Source organism: Limnohabitans sp. (genome assembly GCF_046052765.1).
In the GTDB taxonomy this organism is placed as follows: Bacteria; Pseudomonadota; Gammaproteobacteria; order Burkholderiales; family Burkholderiaceae_C; genus Limnohabitans.
Genome location: NZ_JAVLFQ010000053.1, coordinates 57,980 through 80,222, shown reverse-complemented (window position 1 = coordinate 80,222; position 22,243 = coordinate 57,980). Strand labels below are relative to the sequence as shown.

Below are 22,243 nucleotides of genomic sequence, written 5' to 3'. Positions count from 1 at the left end.
GTCGTCTGATCTACTGAAAACTTGAGTCCTTAATTGATGTAATTGAATAAACTGAGTTTTGAAATCTTGGCAAAACTGCTTTGCGCTGACTCCAGAGCCAATTGATCCTTGTTCAGTTTCGTGATAGCTTGGGTGTAATCCAAATCTTGCACGTCAGACAAGGTTGACTTCAGTCGCAACAACATCTCGTCCAACACTTTGTTTTGAGAATCAATGATGTTTTGGTCCGTACCCAATTTGGCAGTGGCGTTGCTCAAGCCCTGATGAAGTTGATCGAGTTCACCCAGTCCACGCTGTATACCGACCCTGTCGCTGCCATTGACTGAGTTGATCAAGTCATCCATCGATTGGAAAAAACCTATACCGGTATTACCGCCTTTGCAATCGGCCCTGACCACATTGTGGAATGCGTCGGTACCCACCATGTTCAAACTCATTTGACGGCTGTCTCCGACGGCCACCTGCATTCTGCTTTGGTCACCGGCATACACAATGAGTCCTTTGGGGTCTGGTTTGAAAGGTATTTGACTTACCTTGCTGCCAGCAAAAAGATAATTTCCATTGGTGTCTTGTGAGTTGGCAAGACTGAGCATTTGATCGCGCAATTGCGTCATTTCCTGCGCAACGGTTTTTCGGTCAGCGGTGCTTAATGTGTCATTGGCGGCTTGCATGGCCAATTCCTTCATGCGGAACATGACATCGCTGGAATTGGTCAACGCGGTTTCTTCAGCACTCAAGCGCGTGCTGATGGTCTTCATATTGTCTTGGTAGGTTGTTTGACGTGCAATTTCAGTATTTAAACGCGTGACACCAGCGGCCTTGACAGGTTCATCGCTAGGCTTGGTGATTTGCATACCCGTGGTTAATTGCTCCTGGGTTTTAGCCAAGTTGGATTGAACGTTTGACAACATCTTGCTGGATTTGTCAAAAAACATGCCCGTAGAAACTTTCATATTCATGGTGGTGACCTCTGTTACCTGATCTGCACGATAGCGTCGAACAATTGCCCAGAGACTTGCAGAGATTTAGCAGCTGCTTGGTAAGCTTGTTGAAAACGGATCAAGTCCGCGGCCTCATCATCCAAGTTCACGCCTGACACCTTGTCGCGAGAGCTTTTGGCCTGATCATTCACCACTGTCAGGGCCTGCTGAGTGATCTTTGCCTGTTGGGCAGTGTTACCCACATCATTGACTTGATTGATATAAGTTTCAGACAAGGTTTTGCTGCCGGTCACTTGTTTTTTGGCCAATTCAGCCATCACCATCATGTTCTGGTTGTTACCCAAGCCATCGTGGTTGCCATCGATATTGAATACTTCACCTACCTTAGGAGCGGCTGAAAACTTGATTTGCAAGCCTTGAAAATTAACTTCAGGCTGAAGTATGGAAGTGTCGTAGTGGGCATCGGCCAATTCTGTGCCCGTCTTGGTGTCCACAATGACATACCGGTCGGCAGCAGTGAATTTGATTTGTAAATTTTGATTACGTAAATTGGTCGACGGGTCCAGGGGCGTGCCTGAGAAACCAGCTGCAATATCGGCTTTACCAGTTCCGGTGACAAACACTTGCACATCATCAGGAACTTGTCCTTTGATATAGGCACCGGTACGAAATCCGACCTGACTCAAGTCAAACGGTGAGCCCATTTGGCGCTTGTCTACAGGACCAAATTCACCAAACGAGAGGCGAATATCTGATTGATCAGGTGCGCCTAATCTGCGGGTGAGCCTCACCATGCCATACAAAGTGCTGTTGACAGGTGATAAATTCATCGAGAACGCATTGGCAGGTTTACCCTCTGCATTGGCGGGACCTAGCTTGATGGCGTCAACCTCATGCCCTGGCAAATTTTCCAACACCAAGTCCCCGTTTGATGCGATACGGGCGGTAACGCCTGTTTTGGGCGTGTTGACTTGTATAGCTTGAACCAAAGACTTGATGTCGTGGTATTGGGTGGGTAATGCATTGCCTGGTGCACGGCTGCCAATCACCACGCCATTGATTTGCAATTCTTCTTGCGGATTAATGCTTTTATTGGCTACCCGAACCTGGTTAAAAACCTGGGCATGCAACATATCGTTGATTTGCACAGGCTGATCCACTGTGTGGTTCGCTATCTTGGCTGGGTCACTGTATTTCACACCCTCTTGGTCATAACTCAAACCACGAATGACACCGGTGAGAATATTTTTATTGCCTGCCAAATCTACAGCTTTACCGCTGTAGTAAATCACTTCCTCACCAATTTTGATGACGCCACCTTCATCAGGCAACGCGTCTGCGTTTTTCAATTGAATGACGCTTGACTGAGTCGATATGGGATAGGACAGCGTCGCTTGGTCTGAACTGAATTGCGGATTGGCATCAATACCGGCATTCAACCAGTCTGCAATGTTTTGCGGGCTGAGCACCTCGCCTTGCTTGAGCGACAACGCACCCAATGCACCACCGTTCAGTGTCAATGCACCCTTAGGCACGACATCCATATCGTGTGTCGCCAAAATAGGGTTGATTCGACTGGTGTTGAGTGTCGCAGGGATCAATGTACTCGGTGCAGGATTTCCAAAAGGGTCAAATTGTTGTTCTAAAAGTGGACTGCCCTTTGCGCCATAAAACACATCCATGTTTTTATAAGCTCGGGTGCCCGATAGATTTAAATAGGCATCGCTGTAAGTGAGTTCGGGGCTGAACCCGTTTTGCGTGCTCAATATTTGGTACTTCTGATCTTCGGTCAACGTTTGACCCAGAAGGTGGCGTCCATCTTTGGTGAGTAACTGTAAATTTTGCCCCGGCTCCATGTTGTCAAGGTAGATAACTGGGGAGCTGGCGCCTGCGGCTATCGATGTGACAAACGCATTCTTGGAGGTACCGACTATGTTCACCATCAATGGATTGTTGGTGAATGGATTGTTCTGCAGGTTCGGGTTGCTCATGATGGTGTCGGGAGCGACCGATCCATCAAAATGAATATCGGCGGTGGTTTCACCTGGGTTGTTGATGCCCTGGCTGATGCGAAACAGTCCGCCTGTGCTGATGCGCATAGGGTCTGTGACCAATAATTTCAGACCGGCTGCAGGTTGTGAAGCGGTGGGATCAATTTTAAATAATGCAGTGCCTACATCGCCATAACCGTCAATACCAGATTGATGAATAGCGTTGACCTGATCTACAAATGTTTTGGCCAAAAAATCCAAGCCTTTTTTCGCAGGCTCCAATACTTGGCTGATGAAGGAGTTCAAACCACCCATGGTGCCACCGCTGGCGCCGGCCAAGGGCACAGATTGACCATAGGGATCTAACAATAAGTCGTTCTTGTTCAGACCGTCAGGACTGAATCCAATGGGATAGCTTTTGATGCCATTCACAACCACAGACTGTTTCATGGAGTCACTCAAGCTGACAGACACCACACCGTTTGGCGTGAATTCGGTTTTTATTCTTGAGAACTCTGACAACTGACGCAAGAGCAAGTCTCTTTTATCTAGCAATTCCGCCGGCTGCCCTTGCAACGTAGGTGAACGGGTCAATTGTTGATTGACCAAAGCCAATTGCTCGGTCAATATATTGACTTGCTGCGCATTGCTTTCCATGGCTTGGTGGGTTTCATCTTGAACCAGTTTCAACTGGCCGCACAGCTCAGAAAATCTCGAACCCAAGCCTTGAGAGGCGGTCACAAAACTGGTTCGCTGAATCACTGAAGCAGGATCAACACTTAAATTGCGTGCCGAAGTGAAGAAGTCGTCCAATGCGGAACTCAGACCAATGCTTTTGTCACCCATGATGTCCATCACACGCTGAGAATATTCCACCAGCGGTGTTTGGGTTGCCAAGTCAGTGTTGCTGTTGCGTAAGTTGGATTCTGCAAACACGTCGAATGAGCGTTTGACCGACTCATACAATGCGCCCGAACCGAAATAGGTATTGCCTTGCTTGATCGGAGACGATTCAACCAAATTGGATGTTTGGCGGGAATAGCCCTCCGTTCCGACGTTGGCAATGTTGTTACTGACTGTGCCCAGCGCACGCTGATAGGCGGCAACGGCCGAACTGCTGATGCCTAATAAATCAACACTCATGGCTCACCTCTGACAGGAGCCAAGGGCATGGATGGATTCATACGCAATGGTTTGAGCACCTGACGCTCAAGCGGTAGGGCTGCTTGAACAGGCTGCTGCAAGCTCATGGGCAATACCGGCTTATTCAGCGGCATCGCAGGTGCTGTCAACAAATTCACCTGCTGGCGCAAGGCCATCATGTCTGCGGTACTGGGTGCCGTTTGTTGTTGGCTTAATTGTTTGACCACCACATCTGCGAAACCAAGCGAATTTCGCTTGGCCATAGACATCGATAATTCTTTGTCGTACATGCCTTGAAAAGTTTCTTGCGCATTCGAATGCAACATATCGCTTTTCATGACGTCCGATGCTTCACGCATGGACTTGAGCATCATTTGGATAAACAATGCCTCAAATTGCTCTGCAGACTCACGCAACGCACCCTTCTCATTGCGCTGGGCTTTGCCGCGCAATTCACCCAAAGCGCCGAAGTCAGCGTATGACTTAGCGCTTGAGGCGGTAGGGTTGGTGATGTCAGCCATGTCAGTGGTTCGGTCAGATGATGATGAGTTCGGCGCGCAAACTGCCAGAGCTCTTCAATGCTTCCAAAATAGCAATCAATGATGAAGGGGTCGCGCCAATTTGATTGACGGCATCCACAATTTCACGCAGATCCACACCTGGCTTGAAGAGGAACATGGGGTTTTTGGGCTCAGTCACAGCTATATCTGCGTTTTGCACAGGTGTGGTTTGACCTTGGCTCAAGGCATTCGGTTGAGAGACTTCGTTCGTCGCAGTGATGGCGACTGAAATCGTGCCGTGCGACACAGCTGCAGCGGTCACCCGCACGGCTCTGTTGATGACCACGGTACCCGTACGTGAATTGATCACCACTCTTGCATTTGGTTCAGCAGGTGTGACCTCGACGTTCTCCAACATACCCATGAAAGTGACCCGCTGATTCAAGTCTTGGGGGGCTCGTACCGATATCGATGTGCCATCGAGTGCTTGGGCCACATCACCACCAAATTTTGAATTGATCGCTGAGACCATGGCGCTGCTGGTAGAAAAATCGTTGTCACGCAAGTTCAGCATCAAGTGTTCTGCTTTTTCAAAAGGTGTATCCACCATGCGTTCAACAATCGCACCGGCGGGAATGCGCGCCGCTGTTGGTACACCAATCGCTATCTTGGAGCCGGCTGCACCTGCGTCAATACCAGTCGCTGTCAATGCACCTTGTGCCAACGCATAAATTTCACCATCCACACCACGTAAAGCAGTCATGATCAGGTTGCCGCCACGCAAATTGGTGGCCTTGCCTATGGCAGAAATATTCACATCAATGCGCTGGCCAGGCTTGGCAAAACCAGGCAAATCTGCGGTCACCATCACCGCCGCTGCATTCTTGATGTCAATGCGACTGGCAGATGTCACTTGTTCGAAATCGGACATAGGTCCATCAATACGCACACCCATCTGCGAGAGCATGGCTTTCATGCTTTGGGTGGTGAAAGGCACAGAGGCGTCGTCGCCCGTCCCTTGCAAACCGACCACCAAGCCGAAACCAATCAACTGGTTGGAGCGCTGTGCAGCCACTGTGGCCAGATCTTTGATACGGTCAGCCCATACCGGCGTTGACAACGCACATGCGAGCATCAAGCAACTTGTTTTCAGCCATTTGTTTGTCATGTCTGTCAGCCTGTGAAAATTTAAAAGGGCCAGTATTTCATTAGGCCGGTCGTACCCCAACCAGGTTTGCTGGCACTGGCCAAATCACCTGAACCGCGGTATGAAATCTGGGCATTGGCCAGACGCAATGAATTGACCGTACCGTTGGGGCCGACATCCTGAGGGCGAATCACGCCTGCGACCTGAATCACTTCAGTGCCTTCAGATAAACCCAGTTTCTTTTCACCGCGAACCACGAGGTTGCCGTTGGCCAAAATTTCAATCACAGTGACTGTGATGGAGCCTGTCAAACTCGCTTTTTGATCAGCCGAGCCTTTGCCTGCGCTCTTGGTGGTGGAGGAATTCAGATTCAGTCCTGTGATGGGGCTATTGGCACCCACCCCGCCTATGAATTTGCTGAAAGAACTTGGCAAAGCTGTGTTTGAGGCATCTTTGCTGATGTCTGTGCCCTGGCTGCGTGCCGCTTGGGTGGATTCGTTCAACATCACCGTGATCAAATCGCCGACTTGGTAATTGCGACCGCGGCCGAACCAAGCATCGCTTTGACGATTTCCGTAAATGCCGCCGGTAGCAGGTTTGCTCTGGTCTTGCACCAAGGGATACACCGGTGCAAAGTCGGGTGAAGATGTCAGTGCGGGCAACATCGGATCGGGTTGTGCGCAAGCCTGCAATCCCACAATCACTGCCACAAGAGATAAGATTTTTTTCATGATGTCAGTTATCCGTTCGATCACAGGTTTTGGTTCAAATACTTCAACATGCCGTCGACTGCTTCGATGGATTTGGAGTTGATTTCATAAGCACGCTGCGTCTCAATCATGTTGACCATTTCTTCCACCACATTGACGTTGGATGCCTCCAACGAACCTTGGTTCAACACGCCGGCGCCGACTGTGCCGGGTTGCAGCAATTGCACTGGACCGCTGGATGCAGTGGCCGCCAATAAGTTGTTACCCAAGGGCTTTAAGCCACTCGGATTGATGAACTTGGCGATCTGAATCTGTCCCAACACTTGCTGGCCTTGGCCGCCAACCAGCTCCACCGACACCGTGCCATCCCGTCCAAGGGTCAAAGCAGATGCGTTATTGGGAATGGTGATGTTGGGCTCTAATAAAAAACCTGTGGAGGTGACCAGTTGTCCTGTTCCAGTCAGCTTGAACGCACCGTCTCGCGTGTAAGCAATCGTGCCGTCTTGTTGCTGAATCTGGAAAAAACCGTCGCCCATGATGGCAACGTCCAACGGGTTTTGGCTGTTGATCAGGTTGCCTTGAATATGTAATTTTTCAGTGGCCACCACTTTGGTACCGGTACCCAGCATCAAGCCGGTTGGCGATTGCGTGTTGGCCGTGGTTTGTCCACCCGCTTGGCGAATATTTTGGTAGAGCAAATCTTCAAAAACAGCACGGTCGCGTTTGAAACCCGTGGTTGATACGTTGGCCAAGTTATTCGATATGACGTTCATGCGCGTTTGCTGCGCGTCCAAGCCGGTCTTGGAAACCCATAAAGCTGCATCCATCGTCTAACCCCTGTTCTTCAAATATTCAATACATCACTGCTGACCCTGGATCAGTTGTTCAACTTCATCATGCTGGCCCCAGCCTGGTCGTTATCGTGGCTGGACTTGATCATGCGAACCTGTTGCTCAAACATACGGGACTGCTCGATCAGTTTCACCATGGCTTCTTGCGGATTGACATTGCTGCCCTCCAGCGCCTGTGGCATAACTGACACCTTCATAGGACCTGATGCAAAATCCGAGCCAGATGGCTTGTCATGCGCCTTAAACAAGCCATCCTCTCGCCTTGTCAACGGGGTTTGGCTGGCGTCTCGCAACATCAAGTTGCCGACCAGCTCCTGGGTTTGGATACCAGGCTGTGACGGGTTACTGACATACACCCCGCCATCGTCTGTGATGGATACTTTCAGGTTAGGCGGAACGGTGATCGGGGTGTTGCCCTCGCCCATGACAGGATGTCCATTACCGGTTTGCAGCACGCCATCGACGGTGACTTGCAAGTCCCCGCGACGGGTAAACGCTGTTTCACCGTTCGGCGCCTGCACACCAAGCACCGTGTGGTCATTCATGTGAATGTCCAGATCGCGACCGGTGGCGATCAGGGGACCCGGCTTCAACTGAATGAAGTCCATGTGCGCGGCTTGTGGTTGAAAGCTGGAATCGAAACCCTCGCCGCCAGCCTTGAACGCTTTCATCGAAACCTCGAATGAGCGTTTAAACCCAGTCGTGGTCATGTTGGACATTTCATTGGCCAACACTTGTCGTGCCAGACGCATTTCAGTGATTGCTGCAGATGAGTTAAAGGCTAGGCGTTCCATGTCGATTCTCTAAGGAGGGGCTTTACGCTCTGATTTGGATAATGGATTGGGTCAGCGTGGTACTGGTCTCAATCGCTTTGGCATTGGCTTGGAAGTTACGTTGCTCGGTGATCAAGTCCACCAATTCCTGCGTCAAGTCCACGTTGGCGCGTTCTGTGGCGCCAGATTTCACCGTGCCATAGCCTGCTGAACCTGCCTCACCGTACTTAGGCACACCAGAATTTGCAGACTTGTAATAACTGGTGTCGCCAATCTGGCGCAAGCCTGAGGGGTTGGAGAAATTCACCAACACCACCTTACCCAGCGATTTTTGTGAACTGTTGGAGTAGGACGCGTTCACCAAACCATCGTCACCGATGGACAATCCGACCAAGTCGCCTTCGGGCGCACCATCTTGCGATTGAGACAACACAGAGTACGGTGAAGACAGTTGGGTGGATTTGCCGTAATTGATATTGATTTTCAATGAGCCTTTGCCATCTGGCAAAAAGACTGTATCGAGTTGTGAACCTACTTTAGGAGATACCAAATTGCCTGAGGTATCAAATGTCAATTCACCTTTTTCCAGATAAACAGGTGACCAAGCTGGTAATTGTTTAAATCCAGAAGGCAGCACTGTTTCTTTGCCAAACTCATCAATGTACATCGCCACCGGTGAACCATTGACGGTTTCTGTATATTGGGTTGGCTTGATCCAAGTGGTTGTTTTTCCGCGGGTACCGTCTAAACTGGCCAATCCCCACTGTGCTGCACCAGACACTTTGATAAAGGAATTGCTGGTGGCCGATCCGGACGTAAAGGCAAGCTTGTTGGTTGCTTTATCGTAAGTGACCTTAACGCCTGAAATATTGCTGCCGGTCAAACCGGGAATATCTGCAGGTCCAGCCAAACGGTTGATGGCGTTTTGTAAAGCTGCCGTGAAACTGTCTATGGTGTAGTTGTCTTTGGGCTCAATATAAATCGTGCCCTTGACATCATCGACAGAGACGATAAATTTGTTGTTCGTGACGTCCACAGAGAAATTGTTATTGGGATTGATACCCATGGGGTTACTCATTAACAATGCTGGCTTGGACTCAATACCGCGAACTGCATCAATAGAAACACCTGTCGAGTAGGTGGTGGCGGGATTCAAACCTAAGCGGTTGGTGGCAAATACATTGCCCGTATTGATGACTTCAATACTTGATGTGTCGCCTGTGGTGCCAGATTTGAAATTGAATTTTTGGTTCACGCCGTCGTACTCGACCACCGCACCGAAACGTTGGTATTTAGGATCTCTCGCCCAGTTGTTACCGTTGGTATCAGGACTGCCATTGGTGCTGATGTATGTGGCTTCTGCACCCATGGTCAGGGTTCCAGCAATGCCCAGTTGGGTATTGATGCCGCCTTCGTTTTTACCAACGCCTACCGTTATGTTATTTCCAGGCAAAGGTTGAAAATTGAATTTCTGTGTGACTGGGTCAAAGCTGGCAGTGACTTGATTGACTGTCGGTAATGGTTTGATGTTGAGTGATTTGCTGCCATTAGATACCAATGATTGGTTGGTTGAACCCGGATTGATATTTAAGCTGAAATTTTTGATTTGCATGCCACCCAAGTCTGATATTTTCAAGTCTTTCCCATTGATGACTGAGACGGTGATTTGTTTGATTCTGGACTCTGGAAATTTGGTCGCGTCCTGAAGCGAGGTCAAATAATCTTGTATCTTGGTTTGCAATCTGTTCGCCAAATCATTCATAGGCGTATTGCTGATCGGTGTGATATCTCCCAACATTTGCGTGGGGAAGGTCGTATCGCCTAAAGTCAGGTTGAAGGATTTAAATTCATCGCCTAATGCAGACGTATCCATGGGATAGCTGACATTGGAGACTTGCAAGTAGCTCGGGTATACGGTTCCTGTGGAACTGGGTTCTTTGTAAAAACTGGTTTCAGCAGACCCCTTTTGAAGCCCCGCGTAATAGGTTGCACCTGGAAGCGTAGCGTCATAGCTATCGTTGGCATTGAGCTGCATTTTTCCAATGAAAAAACCTGCAGCAACAGCGCCAGCAGGCACTTTTTCTTCCATTTTCAAGCCGCCTTTGTCCCAGGTCACTTTAAGGTTCGCTGCACCTGGCACACCACCGAATGCCGTTTGCACTGCCGTTTGTATGCTGGAGGCAAACCAATCGGTGTCGCCAGGGTTGTTGGGATTGAATGTTGCATAACTGTGTGTGCCGTTGGCATCAGTCAAGTCAGGAAAAATCGCTGCTGAAAATGGAATAGTGAATGAAACTGGCGTGTTGGTCGGGCTGGGTGTGATGGACACATCCAGACTTTTGAAATGCGACAACAAACTTTCTTGGTTCAAACCCATTTCGAAAGGACTGGCTGCAAACGCAATGTTTTGCAGACTGATGGTTGAAGGCTCTGTCATCAGCGTTGGATCAAGCAAAGGAATGTCACCGCCGGTACGTGCCGTCAAACTCACGTCCCGAATGGGATTACCGCTGGTGTCTTTGAACACCAATTTCGTAGGGTCTGCGTCATCTACAGAGACTGTGACTTTGGTGACATCAAATAAGGCACCATCGTCAGTCAACGCACTTTGCAACTTGCTAGTCAGTTTGGTGGCAAACGTGTTGAGGTTGCCATTAGGGTCAATGTCAACGGTAGAGATATTGATCGGACTCAATCCATCGATAATGAAAGATAAAGCGGTGTAGTCGCCTTTGACAGGCGTAGTCGACAAGCCAACCAATGCTTTAGAGTTTTCAAATTTATTGGGCTTACCAATGCTGATGGCACTCAGTGTCAGCGAGCTCACAATAGATGCTGGGTCATTGCCATCTGTGATGCGAATTTCACCTTGTTTGGTGGCATCGTTATAGTTTTGTAAATTGACAGTGACTTTAGAGGCTGCCGCGTCTGTGTAACCCAATTCATCGACCAAATCCGCTTGAATGTTGCTTTGCAATGCACTGACCAGGTCTGTCATCGGCTTGGCGCCCAGTGTTTTGCCCAGATCGATTTTTCCTGACACTTGTTTGCCACCAATGGTGAATGCGTAGCCCTTGAACTCATCAGGTTGTGGATCATTACTGAACCCGACATTCGACAGCACACTGCTGCTTCCTTTGAGTTGGCTATTGATTTTGGCAACCACTTGCTCATAGGTCATGTTGTTGTCATCCAATTGGATGGTGCGGGTTTGCGTCAACGTGCCATCTTCGAGGGTAGAGGTGATTTGGAAATTTTGTTGCGCTTTGAAGTTAAACAATTGCTCATCACCGAATTTGCGGTTAATCACATTGGTCAGTTCTTTGGCAATTTGTTCACCATTCAGCACCAAATCATCATTGCCGTTTTTCAAACCAGCCAGATGCTCCAGGCCAATACTCACAGGTTTGCCTGAGCCGTCAATATCGATAGAGAACAAATCTTTCAAATCACTGGGCCTTAAGGTGGTGAAGTCAACCCCTGCCAAACTGCTCAAACCCAGCACACTTTCACCCGTCACGGTTGCGGCCAAGGATGTACGTAAATCTTTCAAGTCATTGAGCGCAAATTTTTGTGTCTTGACGTTCGTTAATAAATCAGCAACTTCATTTTCAGGTTTGAGTTCGCCGTACTTATTGACATACAGCGGTTGTCCATCTGAGTTGGTGGCTTGCTGCAAAGCGGCCGCGACCAAGGTGTCTCCCACATAGACATAGGTTTGCCATTTGTTGGTGGGGTCTGTTTGGCTTGCGTTTTGTGATTTGGCGTAATAAATAGTCGCCAGGTAACCGTTTCCGCCCTTGTCATACACCGTCATCGCTGTACTTTTGTTATAGGTGGCAGGGTCGTTGCGGTTAAACGGTTTAACGATCAAAGGCGCGTCTGCAGGGAAATTCAATCCGAGTTGGACTGAGCTGGTTTCTTTGGCCATTCCTACTGTTTTTTGTGGAATGGTGAGCACGTTCATGTCGTTGAGATTGGCCTTACCGGTTGAATCCACGGTTGCCGCCATCAAGCGTTGGCCAGCGGCGTTCACCACGTTGTACTGGTCGTTCATCATGAACGTGCCGTTGCGGGTAAAAATATCTTGAAACCCGTCAGCAGATTTCAGAGGGAAGAAACCCGATCCAGAAATAGCAAGATCCAATGTATTGGAAGAAAAATTCAAATTTCCTTGACCAAATTCTTGTGTCACACCTTTGAGCGAAACACCTTGACCAATGGTTGCACTGGCTTTTTGCAACGGTGATGTTGCAAAAATATCTCCGAAGTCTGCACGACTGCGCTTGAAACCCACAGTACTCGCGTTGGCAATGTTGTTCGATGTCACGCCCAATTGCGCGGTCGCTGCATTCAAGCCAGTGAGAGATGTAAAAAATGACATGTGTTAACTCCGTTGTATGCGTTGAGCAGATGATTAATAAGCGATGCGCTTGACGTCAGCCATGTTGACGCTCTTGCCGCCGTCCACTTCCAAAATCCAAGCGTTGTCCGCAGTACCGGCGTTGGATACGCTTCTGACGGTGGCCAATGCATTGACTGTCGGTTGCAAAGCTTTGCCCATGCTGCTGGCCAATACTTGCATGGTGTAAGTGCCGTCGGGCATCAGGGCGCCCGCATCGCTGTGACCATCCCAGGTGAGTTTCATGGTGCCCAGTGGTTGTGCACCAAATATCTGTTTACGTACCTGTTGGCCTTGGTCATTGAACACCACCATCTGTACGCCATCGGCGCCGGTCGGTAAGTCGACGTTCGCTTGAACGGGTTCACCGCCTAACAATGTCAAAGGACCATTAGGTACTGCGACACGGCGACCAATCAATGCAGCACCAGCCAGCATCTTGTCGCCGTCCAAACTCTTGACCATCGTCTCCATGCTGGTCTTCATGGAGTTGGTTGCTTCTAACTGTGAAAACTGAGCCAACTGCGCCACGAATGCCTCGTTTTTGACTGGATCTAAAGGGTTCTGGTTTTTCAATTGAGTGGTAAATAAAGTCAGAAATGCACCTTGATCCATGGCGTTATTGGTGGCCTTTACCTTGTTTTTGGCGACATAGTCTTCGTAGCTGACAATGCCGTTGGGCAAAGGTGCTTTGGCTGTAGTGGTTGTCATATCAAACTTCTTTCACGGTTCAAGATTTGGTGATTTCAAGGGTACGCATCATCAGTTGACGCGCTGTATTAACGACTTCAACGTTGTTTTGGTAAGAGCGTGAGGCGGCCATCATTTCAACCATCTCCTGCATTTCATTCACGTTAGACAAATACACATAACCCTTTTCATCTGCAGAAGGGTTTCCTGGGTCATAAATGCTGCGTATAGGGGTGGGATCGTCCACCACCTGATCCACTTTCACGCCGCCTAAATAAGGAAAACCTGCATTGGTAAATTCATCTTTGACCAAGGCCTTGAATACAGGTCTTTTTGCACGAAATGCTTCACCTTCGGTTTTCGCCACCGTGGACGCGTTGGCCAAGTTGGAAGCGGTGGTGTTCATGCGCACCAGTTGTGAATTGAGGGCGGTGCCTGCGATGCCAAACACACTGTCAAGTGTTCTCATGGTTTATCACTCCCCTTTCAAGGCTTTACGGATACCACTGATGCGGTTTTCCAAAAAATTCAATGTGGTCTGGTAATCAGCTGCTGCTTGACCGAACTGGGCCTGCTCGACGCTGATCTCTACGGTGTTGCCATCAAACGTACTGTTGAAAGGCACACGAAAGCGTTTGCCGTCATCAGGCTGCTCTTCCAATGCGGCGTAATGCTTGGCATGCGTGGCAGAGATGTACTCGCGACTGGTTTCTTTGAGCATGGCTTTGAAGTCCAGCTCTTCGGCTTTGTAATTGGGCGTGTCTGCGTTGGCGATATTGCGTGACAGCACTTCCAAGCGTTGGCTGCGTACGCCAAGTGCTCGCTCATGGATGCCTAATGCTCCGCTGAATAAGTCCATCACACCTCTCCCATGTAGTAGTAACCGCCGTTTTCACGACACCTGAGGCTCAAGTTGAGAAGCCTGCGGTCGATACTTGCAAGTTGTGTGCCATCTGTGTGTATACAGATGATGCGTACGTCATCCGATGAACGGGCGGCAACAGTTCACCACCTCGTTTTCATGTCGGCAAGGGCTTGCCGCTTAACGCACGTAATCCTGATTTAAATAAGCACCGATACGCAAAGCCTGTGTACGGCTGACAGCGTTAGCTTGAACTGGCAGGTTGACAGGAGACGGTGTGTTTTGCGCAACCATAGAGAAGTCATGCTTGCCTAAACGCTCGAGCGCATTTTGATAAAGACCTTGCATGATGGAATTGCGAGTGATGGGCGCAGATTTGTCACGGTTGACATAGAGTTGTGTTGCTTGCGAACCGGCAATATTCAAATTCGCATCTGGTGCTTTTTCGCGCCGCGCTGCCGGTGTCAATACTGTCAAGTACAAATCATCCAAACTGGTCGGTCCGCCACTTCTCAAACCGGTTTCATCAAAATACTTGGACACCATGTCCAGTTGTTCTAATACGCTGTGACCCAAAATAGCTTTGGGGTTGCTGCCAAAACCCGCGCTGGCTGCCCCGCGATCTGGGCCGTCGCAAAACTGGATGATGCCGTGGCATCGGTTGTTCGTCGCTTTCGGGTTCATGCCATCGCTTTCCATCAGCGTCAATCTGGCAAAGTCATCGGGTGCGAACTGGTAAGTGCGCGACATATTCAATATCTTGTCATACACTTTTTGTTTGTCTTCAGCAGGAATAAAACCTTTGGACACGGCTCTGTCGAGCGTCTTTTGTAACACTGAATGGTTGTGATTGGTATTCAAAGGCGATTTGTTCAACAAGGACAAGGCCTTGGGCTGGGTCGCTTCATTGGCAGACAACACGGTTTGAGCGCTGGCGGCCTGCGAAGCAGAGGAAGTACCTGTCGAGGCCAAGGCCTGCGGATTCAGCACCGATAAATTCAATCGCTGGCCTGGAAATATCCTGTCTGGGTTGCTGATGCCATTGCTGCGTGCTACTTCCTGGGCCAGTCTTGCGGCCTCGTTGAATGACACTGGGCGACCGATGGCCTGCATTTGGTTTTTCACAATGCCTGTCAGCGTGTCGCCGTCTTGAACAGCCACACTGGGCACACGCGGATTCAATATCGTCGAGGAATTGACACTGGCTCGGCTTTGCAGTTGCGCCAACGTCTGGGCAAAACCAATGCGTGCCACATTGGCTTCGACTGTTTGTCGCGCCGTCATGTTTGCACTATTAGGAATTGCAAAATTGGTCTTGACAAGTGCTTTAGGATCTATATTGAAGTTCATCAGGCGCTCAGCAGGTTGAAATTTGGTTGGCATCGAAATTGCATCGGGTATGAACCTGACGCCAAAAACGTCAAAACTTTCACACTCTTGGAGACTATCTTGCAAATGCTGTGCCGAACTTTTCAAACAGGAAAAAATTCTGGACTGATCGCCTTGGGCTGCGCTGTCTTCTTAATGGGGGCTGACTGGTCTGCAGCGGATGCGCAAAATGCGCCTCCTGCCAACGCCGGCTGGACGGCAGTAGAACAAGGTGCCCGCCAATTTGTGATGGACACCTACAAACTGGAAGCACCATTGGTGACCATACAGCCCATGGACAGCCGCATCAAAATAGAAGTCTGCAGCCAAGATATCGTGTTTGACCAACCTTATGGCAATAAGCAAAGCGTTCGCGCACGTTGTGCGCAACCTGCCTGGCAGCATTTTGTGATGGTGCAGGTCAAGTCAGGACTTGGCGCTCAAATTGCAACCGCCACTCAAACAAACACCGTCAACAAACTGGTGTGGGTTTCCACCCAATCCATCAAACGCGGTACTGTGGTGCAGCCCGGTATGTTCAAAAGCACTGAAGTCAGTGTGCCAGCCCAAGAAACCCGTTTTGTCAGCGATGAACGCGAATTGGTCAATACCGAGCTGTTGCGGGATTTGCCCGCCAATACACCGCTCAAAATGCAAGATTTGAAAGCCTCTGCTTTGGTTCGTCGCGGTCAACAGGTCACGGTTGCAGTGGGCGGTGAGGGAAAAGGGTTTTTGATCACCGTCAAGGCCGAGGCTCAACAAGATGGTCTACTGGGTGAACAAATTCGCTTGAAAAACCCTGAATCGGGACGATCTTTAACTGCTGTGGTGACGGGTGTCAACATGGCACGTGGCTTGTAAAAGAATACTAAAGAAACAATTAAAAATATGTTTAAAAATCTTTCAACCCGCCCTCAAGTTCAATATGCTCGCGTCGATACTAACGATGTCGAGTCATAAGTTTTGCACTCACCTTTGTTAACAAGGATTCAACATGTCTGATCCCATTTCCTCAAACCAAAGCAGAATTTCTAGCTCAAATTCAGCCTCTCGTACCACTTTGGACAAACTGAATAAAAAACCAGTGACTGTCAAAAGTGAATCCGGCACCGAAACCAAAGCGCCCGCCAAGACGCAAGGAAGCGATTCTGTGAACCTCAGCAATGTCAAAGATCGCATCGATGCTCAGCCTGACTTCGATCGCTCAAAGGTCGACGCCATCAAGGCCGCTTTGCAACAAGGCAACTACCCGGTCAATCCGCGTCGCATTGCCGAGAATTTTGTTGCACTTGAAAACATGATCAAAGGCTGAGTGAGCTCCTATGACTGACACCACAACGCTTGATCAATTTGAAACGCTGAAAGAGGCTGATGCATTGGTTGATCAGTTGGAAACATTGCTAGAACGCGAGTTTGAAGCATTGAAAGTTCAGGATCTGGATCAGTTTGAAATCCTTTTAAGTGGCAAGAACCATTTGCTGTCAGCGTTGACCCAGTTGACCGGGGTGAATCAATTCGCAGATGCAGACAAGCTAGGCCCCCACTGGAATGAATTCCGTACGCGCATGCTCAGTTGCAGAGATATGCACCGACGCAATGAAATTCTCATCATGCGCAAGCTGGATGCGATTCGCGGTGCACTGGAAAGCATGAACGTACAAAATCCGTCCAGTTCTGTCGAGATCTACGACAGGCTCGGACAAATCAAACGTATTCGTCGTTTAAGAAACTTTGCCGAAGTCTGAAGCCGTGGACGGTTTGCTTGCAGACTTCATTTTTTCGTCTCCGGGCTGCATGCCCTTGAGCCAATAGACCCAAGACAAAATAACAGCGACAGCTGTGTACATGTCCTGCGTGATCTCCTCGCCCACATCCAGCTTGCTGAGTAACGCCAATAGTTGTGGATCTTCAGCCACATAAATACCTTGTCTCTTGGCTTCCTGAATGATTCGGTGCGCCAACTCGGCTTCGCCTTTGGCTACGACGCGTGGCGTTTTACGCTGACCGTATTCCAGGGCAATGGCTTCAAAAGGTGTTTTCATGCTTGCATGCTCAGGCTCTCGTGTCAATCACAGAACCGCGGGTACCTGCGGATTCCACCGTACGCACCAAAGGTCTGGGCGCATTGAATATTTGAAATGACTGCAAATTCAAGCCAGCGGCACCAAGTTCAAGCCCGAGTTCACCGGCGCGTTGTTGGGCCATACCAGCGACTTCGCCACGCAAGGCCCACATCACCAGATCCACACCCGTACCTTGCGTGATGGTGGTGTTGAGCCAAATTTCACCTAATGAGGAACTGCGCGAATGAATATCCACTGTCAGTGGCGGTTCTTCTTGGTTGGGTTTGCGCGCGGGTTTTTGAAAATGTAAATCTACCGGTTCATGGTCTATGAATGGCAACACCACATGCAAAGATAACTCTGCATTGAGCCACTTTTGCGCACTTTGCACCTGAGCCGATTCGAGTTCACGCACCGCTTGCTCTAGCTCGCTTGTGTCCTCTTTCTCTGTACCTTCCAGTGTTTCTTGCTGAAGTCTGGCCATTATTTGCTTGATCGCACTTTTGGGATCATCTTGTGCAGGTAAGCCTTGAGCCAACAGGTTTTCAACACTTTGGGCTTGGGCGGACACCAGGCGCTTGAGCGTGGTCGGGTTCATTTGCGCCAGCAATGTTCGTTGTTGTAATAAGCGCTTGACCATGTCAGAAAATTCACTTTGCCCCCTGAGCAGTCCCATACCAAGGTTGGAGATCAATCGGGTAAAACTTTCAAATCCACCTGGTTGCGTCAACAACATTCCCAGGGTGGTATTGCCACGCATTTGCAAAATGCCGGCTTGTTGATTGAGACCGAAAGCAGCGGAGGCGGGAGTGGCGCTTGAGGTTTGTCCGTTGGGATAGGCCTGAATCAAAAAACCCCAGCCGCTGGCGTTTTGGGACACCCGCAAAAAAGGCTTGTCGCCCTCTTTCAAAACCCAACCGTTGGGCAATTCAAATGAAAAATCTTTCAACCACAAGCGTATGCGTTGATCACGGACCTCTGCGACAGCTTGCACAATTTGTCCGTCGCGCAATCCTAATTGTTGCGCCACAGGCGTCTGCACCCAAAGAGGACGTGCCTCCATTTGAACAGCCGGTACTCGGCTGCTCGCAGAAACCATATCGGGACCGAGCATGGGTCATGTCCTTTTATAACGACCCGTGTCGGTGGAACATCAGGGGTAGCGAACCCACCCGCGTTTCGGGTCTTGCAAACCCATATTGTGCCCTGAGCTGTGGGCAGCAGCGCCACCGCCGCCGGTCGGGTTTGCGGGTGTCACCACGGGAGCTGCGACAGGGGCTACACCGTTGGATGCGGTGACCGTAGACATCTCTGCAGCGGGTGCGACTGGCAGCAATTTTTTGGATAAATGAAATTGGTCTGGCATGGATAAGGTGGAGCCCATCACCAAAGATTTGGCATTGCCCTTGGGAAATGCCTTGGGGTTATTTTGAATCACGGCATCACGCAATACCTCTGTGCGCAAAGGACTGGCAGGATAAAATTTTTGAATGATTTTTTCCAAGGTATCACCAGAACGGGTTTTATAGCTGGCCATGTCTGGCAACCCGCTTAAGTCCTTGGCAGGAACCGCGGCGGGCTTGGCCGCAGGTATCTCCACAGACGTCACATCACGGGCAGACACAGCCTCGGTTTTGGACATATTTTTTTTCACTGCCTCTGGCTTGGCTTTTTCAGGGGCTTTGTTGGCCTCTTTGTCTATTAACGAAGCAGGGATTTCCAAAGGCGGTTGTTTAGAAGAATCATTGGCCGCAGCCACGTTTGCAAACCCGCTAGACAAGACTGCAATGAACAAGATAAACCGAAAAGCTTGAGACAACGACATGGAAAACTCCTTCAACAATTCAAGGCATATAGGGGACAGCTATCCATTGGGACGTGGTGCTGATTTTGGCCGAAGTTTTTAATTTCAGTTCGGCAGAAAATTCATTCACAGACACCACCTCAGCCATCGCTAAACTGTCGAATGCGCGCGGCTCCAAGGCACGTGAAGGCAATTGTTGTTTATCGGTCAACACCATGCTGGTACCTACCTTCAACCCGCTGCCACTGCCTCCGGCAATGCGAACCATATCATTGCGGACTTTCAAAACCTCAAATTGCGGCACGCGGCAAGACAACACACGCTCCATACCTTGGACCATGTACTGCAGTGCTGACTGGATTTGTGCAATCACCACTGGCTCCAAAGGACGGCTGCTACCAGGCACTGTTTGCGGCTGGTTGATGGTAATTTTCTGGTCACTTTCATACACTGTTAAACCTAGTGTGCGAGATGTCAGTTGCCAGTGAATATCGTATGTGTTCATTAAGTAAGCATTGTCTCGGCTAGGCGAGATACTTATTCTCAATAACCAAGGCACATGGTGCTCGCCTTGTCCCACCAACAGTCTCTCGTAGGTGTCACTCGCAGGCTTGCGGTCATTCAAGTGCCAGATACCGGATTGCTGACCTGCTGCGAACGCATGTTTACGAAGTTGAAATTCAATCTGTTGGGCTTCAAACTGAAATGCGACCGGCATTTGCACAGTTGTCAGGTCCCAGGTCAGCTGATGCCATACTGAAGCTCTGCCCGATTGTTTACAGCCGTTAGGTGGCAAAGGTTTGCTGCTTTCAACACTGAGGCCTCCGGCTTGAGAAGCTGGTTCCATGTCGCGGCCATAAGCCATGACCCGAATACCTCTGACTTCCATGCCTGTCACAAAGCTACTGGCTTCTCTCAGCACGCCGCGACCATCAATGAATGCGCTGGCTCTTACCTCTGTCGGACCTTCCATGGCACGCAACACCAAAGCTTGACGGATTGCATCCAATCGCTCTTCCGGGCTCAATACATCTGCCATGGCTGGACATGCCAGGCCGATGCAAACAGTCCCGATAAAACGCATGAAATATCGCATATCCATCACCACTTATTCAAACCGTGGATTAGCGATTGCTGCGGGATGCGACTTGGGTCAAATACAGCATACGCAGATCTTGCACTGCATTGCGGTCCAATGACAGCGTGGTTTCATACGTGTCGTCGCCCACAGGTGTGATGCTGACCAAGGTGGCACCATAAATCACACCTTCGACGCGGGTGCGGAAAGTGTCGTTCAATACGGTCATGTCCGCCACCGTGGTGGTCGCATCCAATTGTTGTCCGTAGACCTGTTCAGTCAGTGCACGGTATGCATCAAGTTTGGATGCACGAATGGCAAGCAATCGCTGCTGGGCAGGATTTTTATGGTTTTGGATACTGATCACGGCATATCCTGTAGCGACCATGGTTTCTTTACGCTCAAGCATGGGCGTGATCATGGACGCAGGTGCGGGCTCAGATGCGGTTTGCATGGATTTGGGTGAGGCCGCAGGCGCCGGAGAAGCCACTGTGATAACTGGTGCGGGTGCTGCGGCATAGGGGCGAATGGATTCGCAGGCAGTCAAAGAAGCCATCGCTACAAGGGTCAATGTCAAACGGTAAAACATGGTGATTTCCTCTCGATATGAAACATGGCATGACTGGCTCATCCAGACACACCTGTTTCATGGGGTACATGCGAAGAATCGACCGCTTGTGCCTGTTCTTTAAAAACTATTCTGCATGGGTCGAATACTTTTGGCGACTTGCCAGTATCGTGTCATCGGCGACAATCTATGTTGCATGAAGTCGCAATCATTTTTCATCGGTACCAGTCCCATTGCTCAAGCTTTGCGCCGCTTGGTCACGACCATCGCCAACTCGAATGCCACCGTGCTTGTGACGGGTGAAAGCGGCACTGGAAAAGAACTGCTCGCGCGGTCACTGCATGAACAATCGGACCGTGCAGGCAGCGCATTTGTACCCATTAATTGCTCAGCCATACCCAAAGATTTACTCGAAAGTGAACTCTTCGGACATCGCAAAGGTTCTTTCACGGGGGCTGTTGCCGATCGCGTAGGCCGGTTCGAATTGGCGCACGGGGGCACCATCTTTTTAGATGAAATCGGCGATATGTCTCTGGACATGCAAGTCAAATTACTTCGCGTACTGCAAGAGCGACTGATTGACCCGGTCGGCTCAACCCGACAAGTTCCTATCGACGTTCGTGTCATTGCCGCCACACATCGGGATTTAGAAACAGAAATTCAAGCTGGACGTTTCCGTGAAGATTTGTACTATCGTCTTAATGTGTTGCCAGTGGTGACACCACCTTTGCGCGAACGCAAACAAGACATTCCAGAGTTACTTCGTTTTTACGCCGAACACTACAAAGTCGGCCACAACCAAGCCGTCGGATTTTCCACTGAATTTTTAGAAGCCTTGGTGAATTACCCATGGCCTGGCAATGTGCGTGAATTGTGTAATTTGATCGACCGTTTCAGTACCTTGTATGCGGGACAGGTGCTGGACTTGCGAGCCATTCCCGCCAATTTATTACCTAAAGCACTGGTACCGGTGCAAACGGAAATGCTTGAACGCAATGGTCCTGCTGTCGCTCAGGAAATGACGATGCCACCTGAGGTGTTAGCAGAAATGCAAGCGGCAGAACAGGTCGATGTGTTGATGGACCAACCTGAGCCCATGGACAACGAGATCGAAAGCATCATCATGCTGGCCCAAGGCATGCCGCACCTTCCGCCCGAGGGTTTATCTCTCAAAGACCGTTTGGCAGAAATTGAGCGCAACATCATCGAACAAGCCTTAGAGCGTTCACAAGGAAACGTGTCGCGCACAGCCAAGTTGCTGAACTTACAACGCACAACTTTGATTGAAAAAATCAACAAATACGAATTACGTACCGCCTGATCGATTGATCGGCTTTGATTCAACGGCTTGA

The 22,243-nt window shown here is 49.7% G+C and carries 21 protein-coding genes; 4 read left to right on the top strand and 17 right to left on the bottom strand.

Annotated elements, in window-relative coordinates; translation table 11 throughout:
- Positions 1-29: 29 nt before the first annotated feature.
- From flgL to AC9UG7_RS07170, 12 genes are all read right to left on the bottom strand, one after another.
- Positions 30-959, bottom strand: a complete 930-nt coding sequence (flgL, locus tag AC9UG7_RS07225) for a flagellar hook-associated protein FlgL (protein WP_509586056.1) — start codon at positions 957-959, stop codon at positions 30-32.
- A 14-nt stretch (positions 960-973) separates the two neighbouring features.
- Positions 974-4,075, bottom strand: coding sequence for a flagellar hook-associated protein FlgK (gene flgK, locus AC9UG7_RS07220; RefSeq protein WP_509586054.1), 3,102 nt, complete (start codon positions 4,073-4,075; stop codon positions 974-976).
- Positions 4,072-4,596, bottom strand: coding sequence for a rod-binding protein (locus AC9UG7_RS07215; protein WP_509586052.1), 525 nt, complete (start codon positions 4,594-4,596; stop codon positions 4,072-4,074). Before AC9UG7_RS07215 ends, flgK begins: the two co-directional genes overlap by 4 nt.
- Positions 4,597-4,609: 13 nt before the next feature.
- On the bottom strand, positions 4,610-5,743 hold the full coding sequence (locus tag AC9UG7_RS07210) for a flagellar basal body P-ring protein FlgI (protein ID WP_509586050.1): 1,134 nt from the start codon (positions 5,741-5,743) through the stop codon (positions 4,610-4,612).
- Between the two features lie 20 nt (positions 5,744-5,763).
- Positions 5,764-6,453 carry a flagellar basal body L-ring protein FlgH gene (locus tag AC9UG7_RS07205; RefSeq protein WP_509586048.1) on the bottom strand — a complete coding sequence of 230 codons (690 nt, stop codon included), beginning with the start codon at positions 6,451-6,453 and terminating at the stop codon, positions 5,764-5,766.
- A gap of 20 nt (positions 6,454-6,473) precedes the next feature.
- Positions 6,474-7,259, bottom strand: a complete 786-nt coding sequence (gene flgG / locus AC9UG7_RS07200; RefSeq protein ID WP_509586046.1) for a flagellar basal-body rod protein FlgG — start codon at positions 7,257-7,259, stop codon at positions 6,474-6,476.
- A 50-nt stretch (positions 7,260-7,309) separates the two neighbouring features.
- Positions 7,310-8,077, bottom strand: a complete 768-nt coding sequence (locus AC9UG7_RS07195) for a flagellar basal body rod C-terminal domain-containing protein (protein WP_509586044.1) — start codon at positions 8,075-8,077, stop codon at positions 7,310-7,312.
- Between the two features lie 22 nt (positions 8,078-8,099).
- Positions 8,100-12,440, bottom strand: coding sequence for a flagellar hook-basal body complex protein (locus AC9UG7_RS07190; protein ID WP_509586042.1), 4,341 nt, complete (start codon positions 12,438-12,440; stop codon positions 8,100-8,102).
- Between the two features lie 33 nt (positions 12,441-12,473).
- Positions 12,474-13,169 carry a flagellar hook assembly protein FlgD gene (locus AC9UG7_RS07185; protein WP_509586040.1) on the bottom strand — a complete coding sequence of 232 codons (696 nt, stop codon included), beginning with the start codon at positions 13,167-13,169 and terminating at the stop codon, positions 12,474-12,476.
- Between the two features lie 19 nt (positions 13,170-13,188).
- Complete coding sequence (flgC, locus tag AC9UG7_RS07180) at positions 13,189-13,617, bottom strand: flagellar basal body rod protein FlgC (protein ID WP_509586038.1); 429 nt, start codon at positions 13,615-13,617, stop codon at positions 13,189-13,191.
- Between the two features lie 6 nt (positions 13,618-13,623).
- A complete protein-coding gene (gene flgB, locus AC9UG7_RS07175; RefSeq protein ID WP_509586036.1) occupies positions 13,624-14,007 on the bottom strand; it encodes a flagellar basal body rod protein FlgB in 384 nt (127 codons plus the stop codon).
- Positions 14,008-14,190: 183 nt separating this feature from the next.
- Entirely contained in the window at positions 14,191-15,393 is a 1,203-nt protein-coding gene (locus tag AC9UG7_RS07170) for a LysM peptidoglycan-binding domain-containing protein (protein ID WP_509586034.1), read from the bottom strand.
- A gap of 72 nt (positions 15,394-15,465) precedes the next feature.
- Here AC9UG7_RS07170 and flgA point away from each other — a divergent pair, with 72 nt between their 5' ends.
- From flgA to flgN, 3 genes are all read left to right on the top strand, one after another.
- Complete coding sequence (flgA, locus tag AC9UG7_RS07165; protein WP_509586076.1) at positions 15,466-16,239, top strand: flagellar basal body P-ring formation chaperone FlgA; 774 nt, start codon at positions 15,466-15,468, stop codon at positions 16,237-16,239.
- Between the two features lie 133 nt (positions 16,240-16,372).
- Positions 16,373-16,690 carry a flagellar biosynthesis anti-sigma factor FlgM gene (gene flgM / locus AC9UG7_RS07160; RefSeq protein ID WP_509586032.1) on the top strand — a complete coding sequence of 106 codons (318 nt, stop codon included), beginning with the start codon at positions 16,373-16,375 and terminating at the stop codon, positions 16,688-16,690.
- Between the two features lie 10 nt (positions 16,691-16,700).
- A complete protein-coding gene (gene flgN / locus AC9UG7_RS07155) occupies positions 16,701-17,123 on the top strand; it encodes a flagellar export chaperone FlgN (protein ID WP_509586030.1) in 423 nt (140 codons plus the stop codon).
- On the opposite strand, the gene AC9UG7_RS07150 is transcribed toward flgN, so the two are convergent.
- The 5 genes from AC9UG7_RS07150 to AC9UG7_RS07130 are packed head-to-tail and all read right to left on the bottom strand — an operon-like array spanning position 17,100 to position 20,912.
- On the bottom strand, positions 17,100-17,420 hold the full coding sequence (locus tag AC9UG7_RS07150) for an EscU/YscU/HrcU family type III secretion system export apparatus switch protein (protein WP_509586028.1): 321 nt from the start codon (positions 17,418-17,420) through the stop codon (positions 17,100-17,102). The two genes, flgN and AC9UG7_RS07150, sit on opposite strands and share 24 nt — an antisense overlap.
- Positions 17,421-17,430: 10 nt before the next feature.
- The gene (locus AC9UG7_RS07145) at positions 17,431-18,555 is read right to left on the bottom strand and encodes a hypothetical protein (RefSeq protein WP_509586026.1); all 1,125 of its coding nucleotides are present in this window, start codon (positions 18,553-18,555) and stop codon (positions 17,431-17,433) included.
- Between the two features lie 39 nt (positions 18,556-18,594).
- The gene (locus tag AC9UG7_RS07140; RefSeq protein WP_509586024.1) at positions 18,595-19,266 is read right to left on the bottom strand and encodes a type IV pilus assembly protein FimV; all 672 of its coding nucleotides are present in this window, start codon (positions 19,264-19,266) and stop codon (positions 18,595-18,597) included.
- 19 nt (positions 19,267-19,285) lie between these two features.
- On the bottom strand, positions 19,286-20,329 hold the full coding sequence (locus AC9UG7_RS07135) for a hypothetical protein (protein ID WP_509586022.1): 1,044 nt from the start codon (positions 20,327-20,329) through the stop codon (positions 19,286-19,288).
- Positions 20,330-20,369: 40 nt separating this feature from the next.
- Complete coding sequence (locus tag AC9UG7_RS07130; RefSeq protein WP_509586020.1) at positions 20,370-20,912, bottom strand: LPP20 family lipoprotein; 543 nt, start codon at positions 20,910-20,912, stop codon at positions 20,370-20,372.
- Positions 20,913-21,087: 175 nt separating this feature from the next.
- Between AC9UG7_RS07130 and AC9UG7_RS07125 the strand changes: the two genes are divergently transcribed.
- Positions 21,088-22,212, top strand: coding sequence for a sigma-54 interaction domain-containing protein (locus AC9UG7_RS07125; RefSeq protein ID WP_509586018.1), 1,125 nt, complete (start codon positions 21,088-21,090; stop codon positions 22,210-22,212).
- Positions 22,213-22,243: the final 31 nt, after the last annotated feature.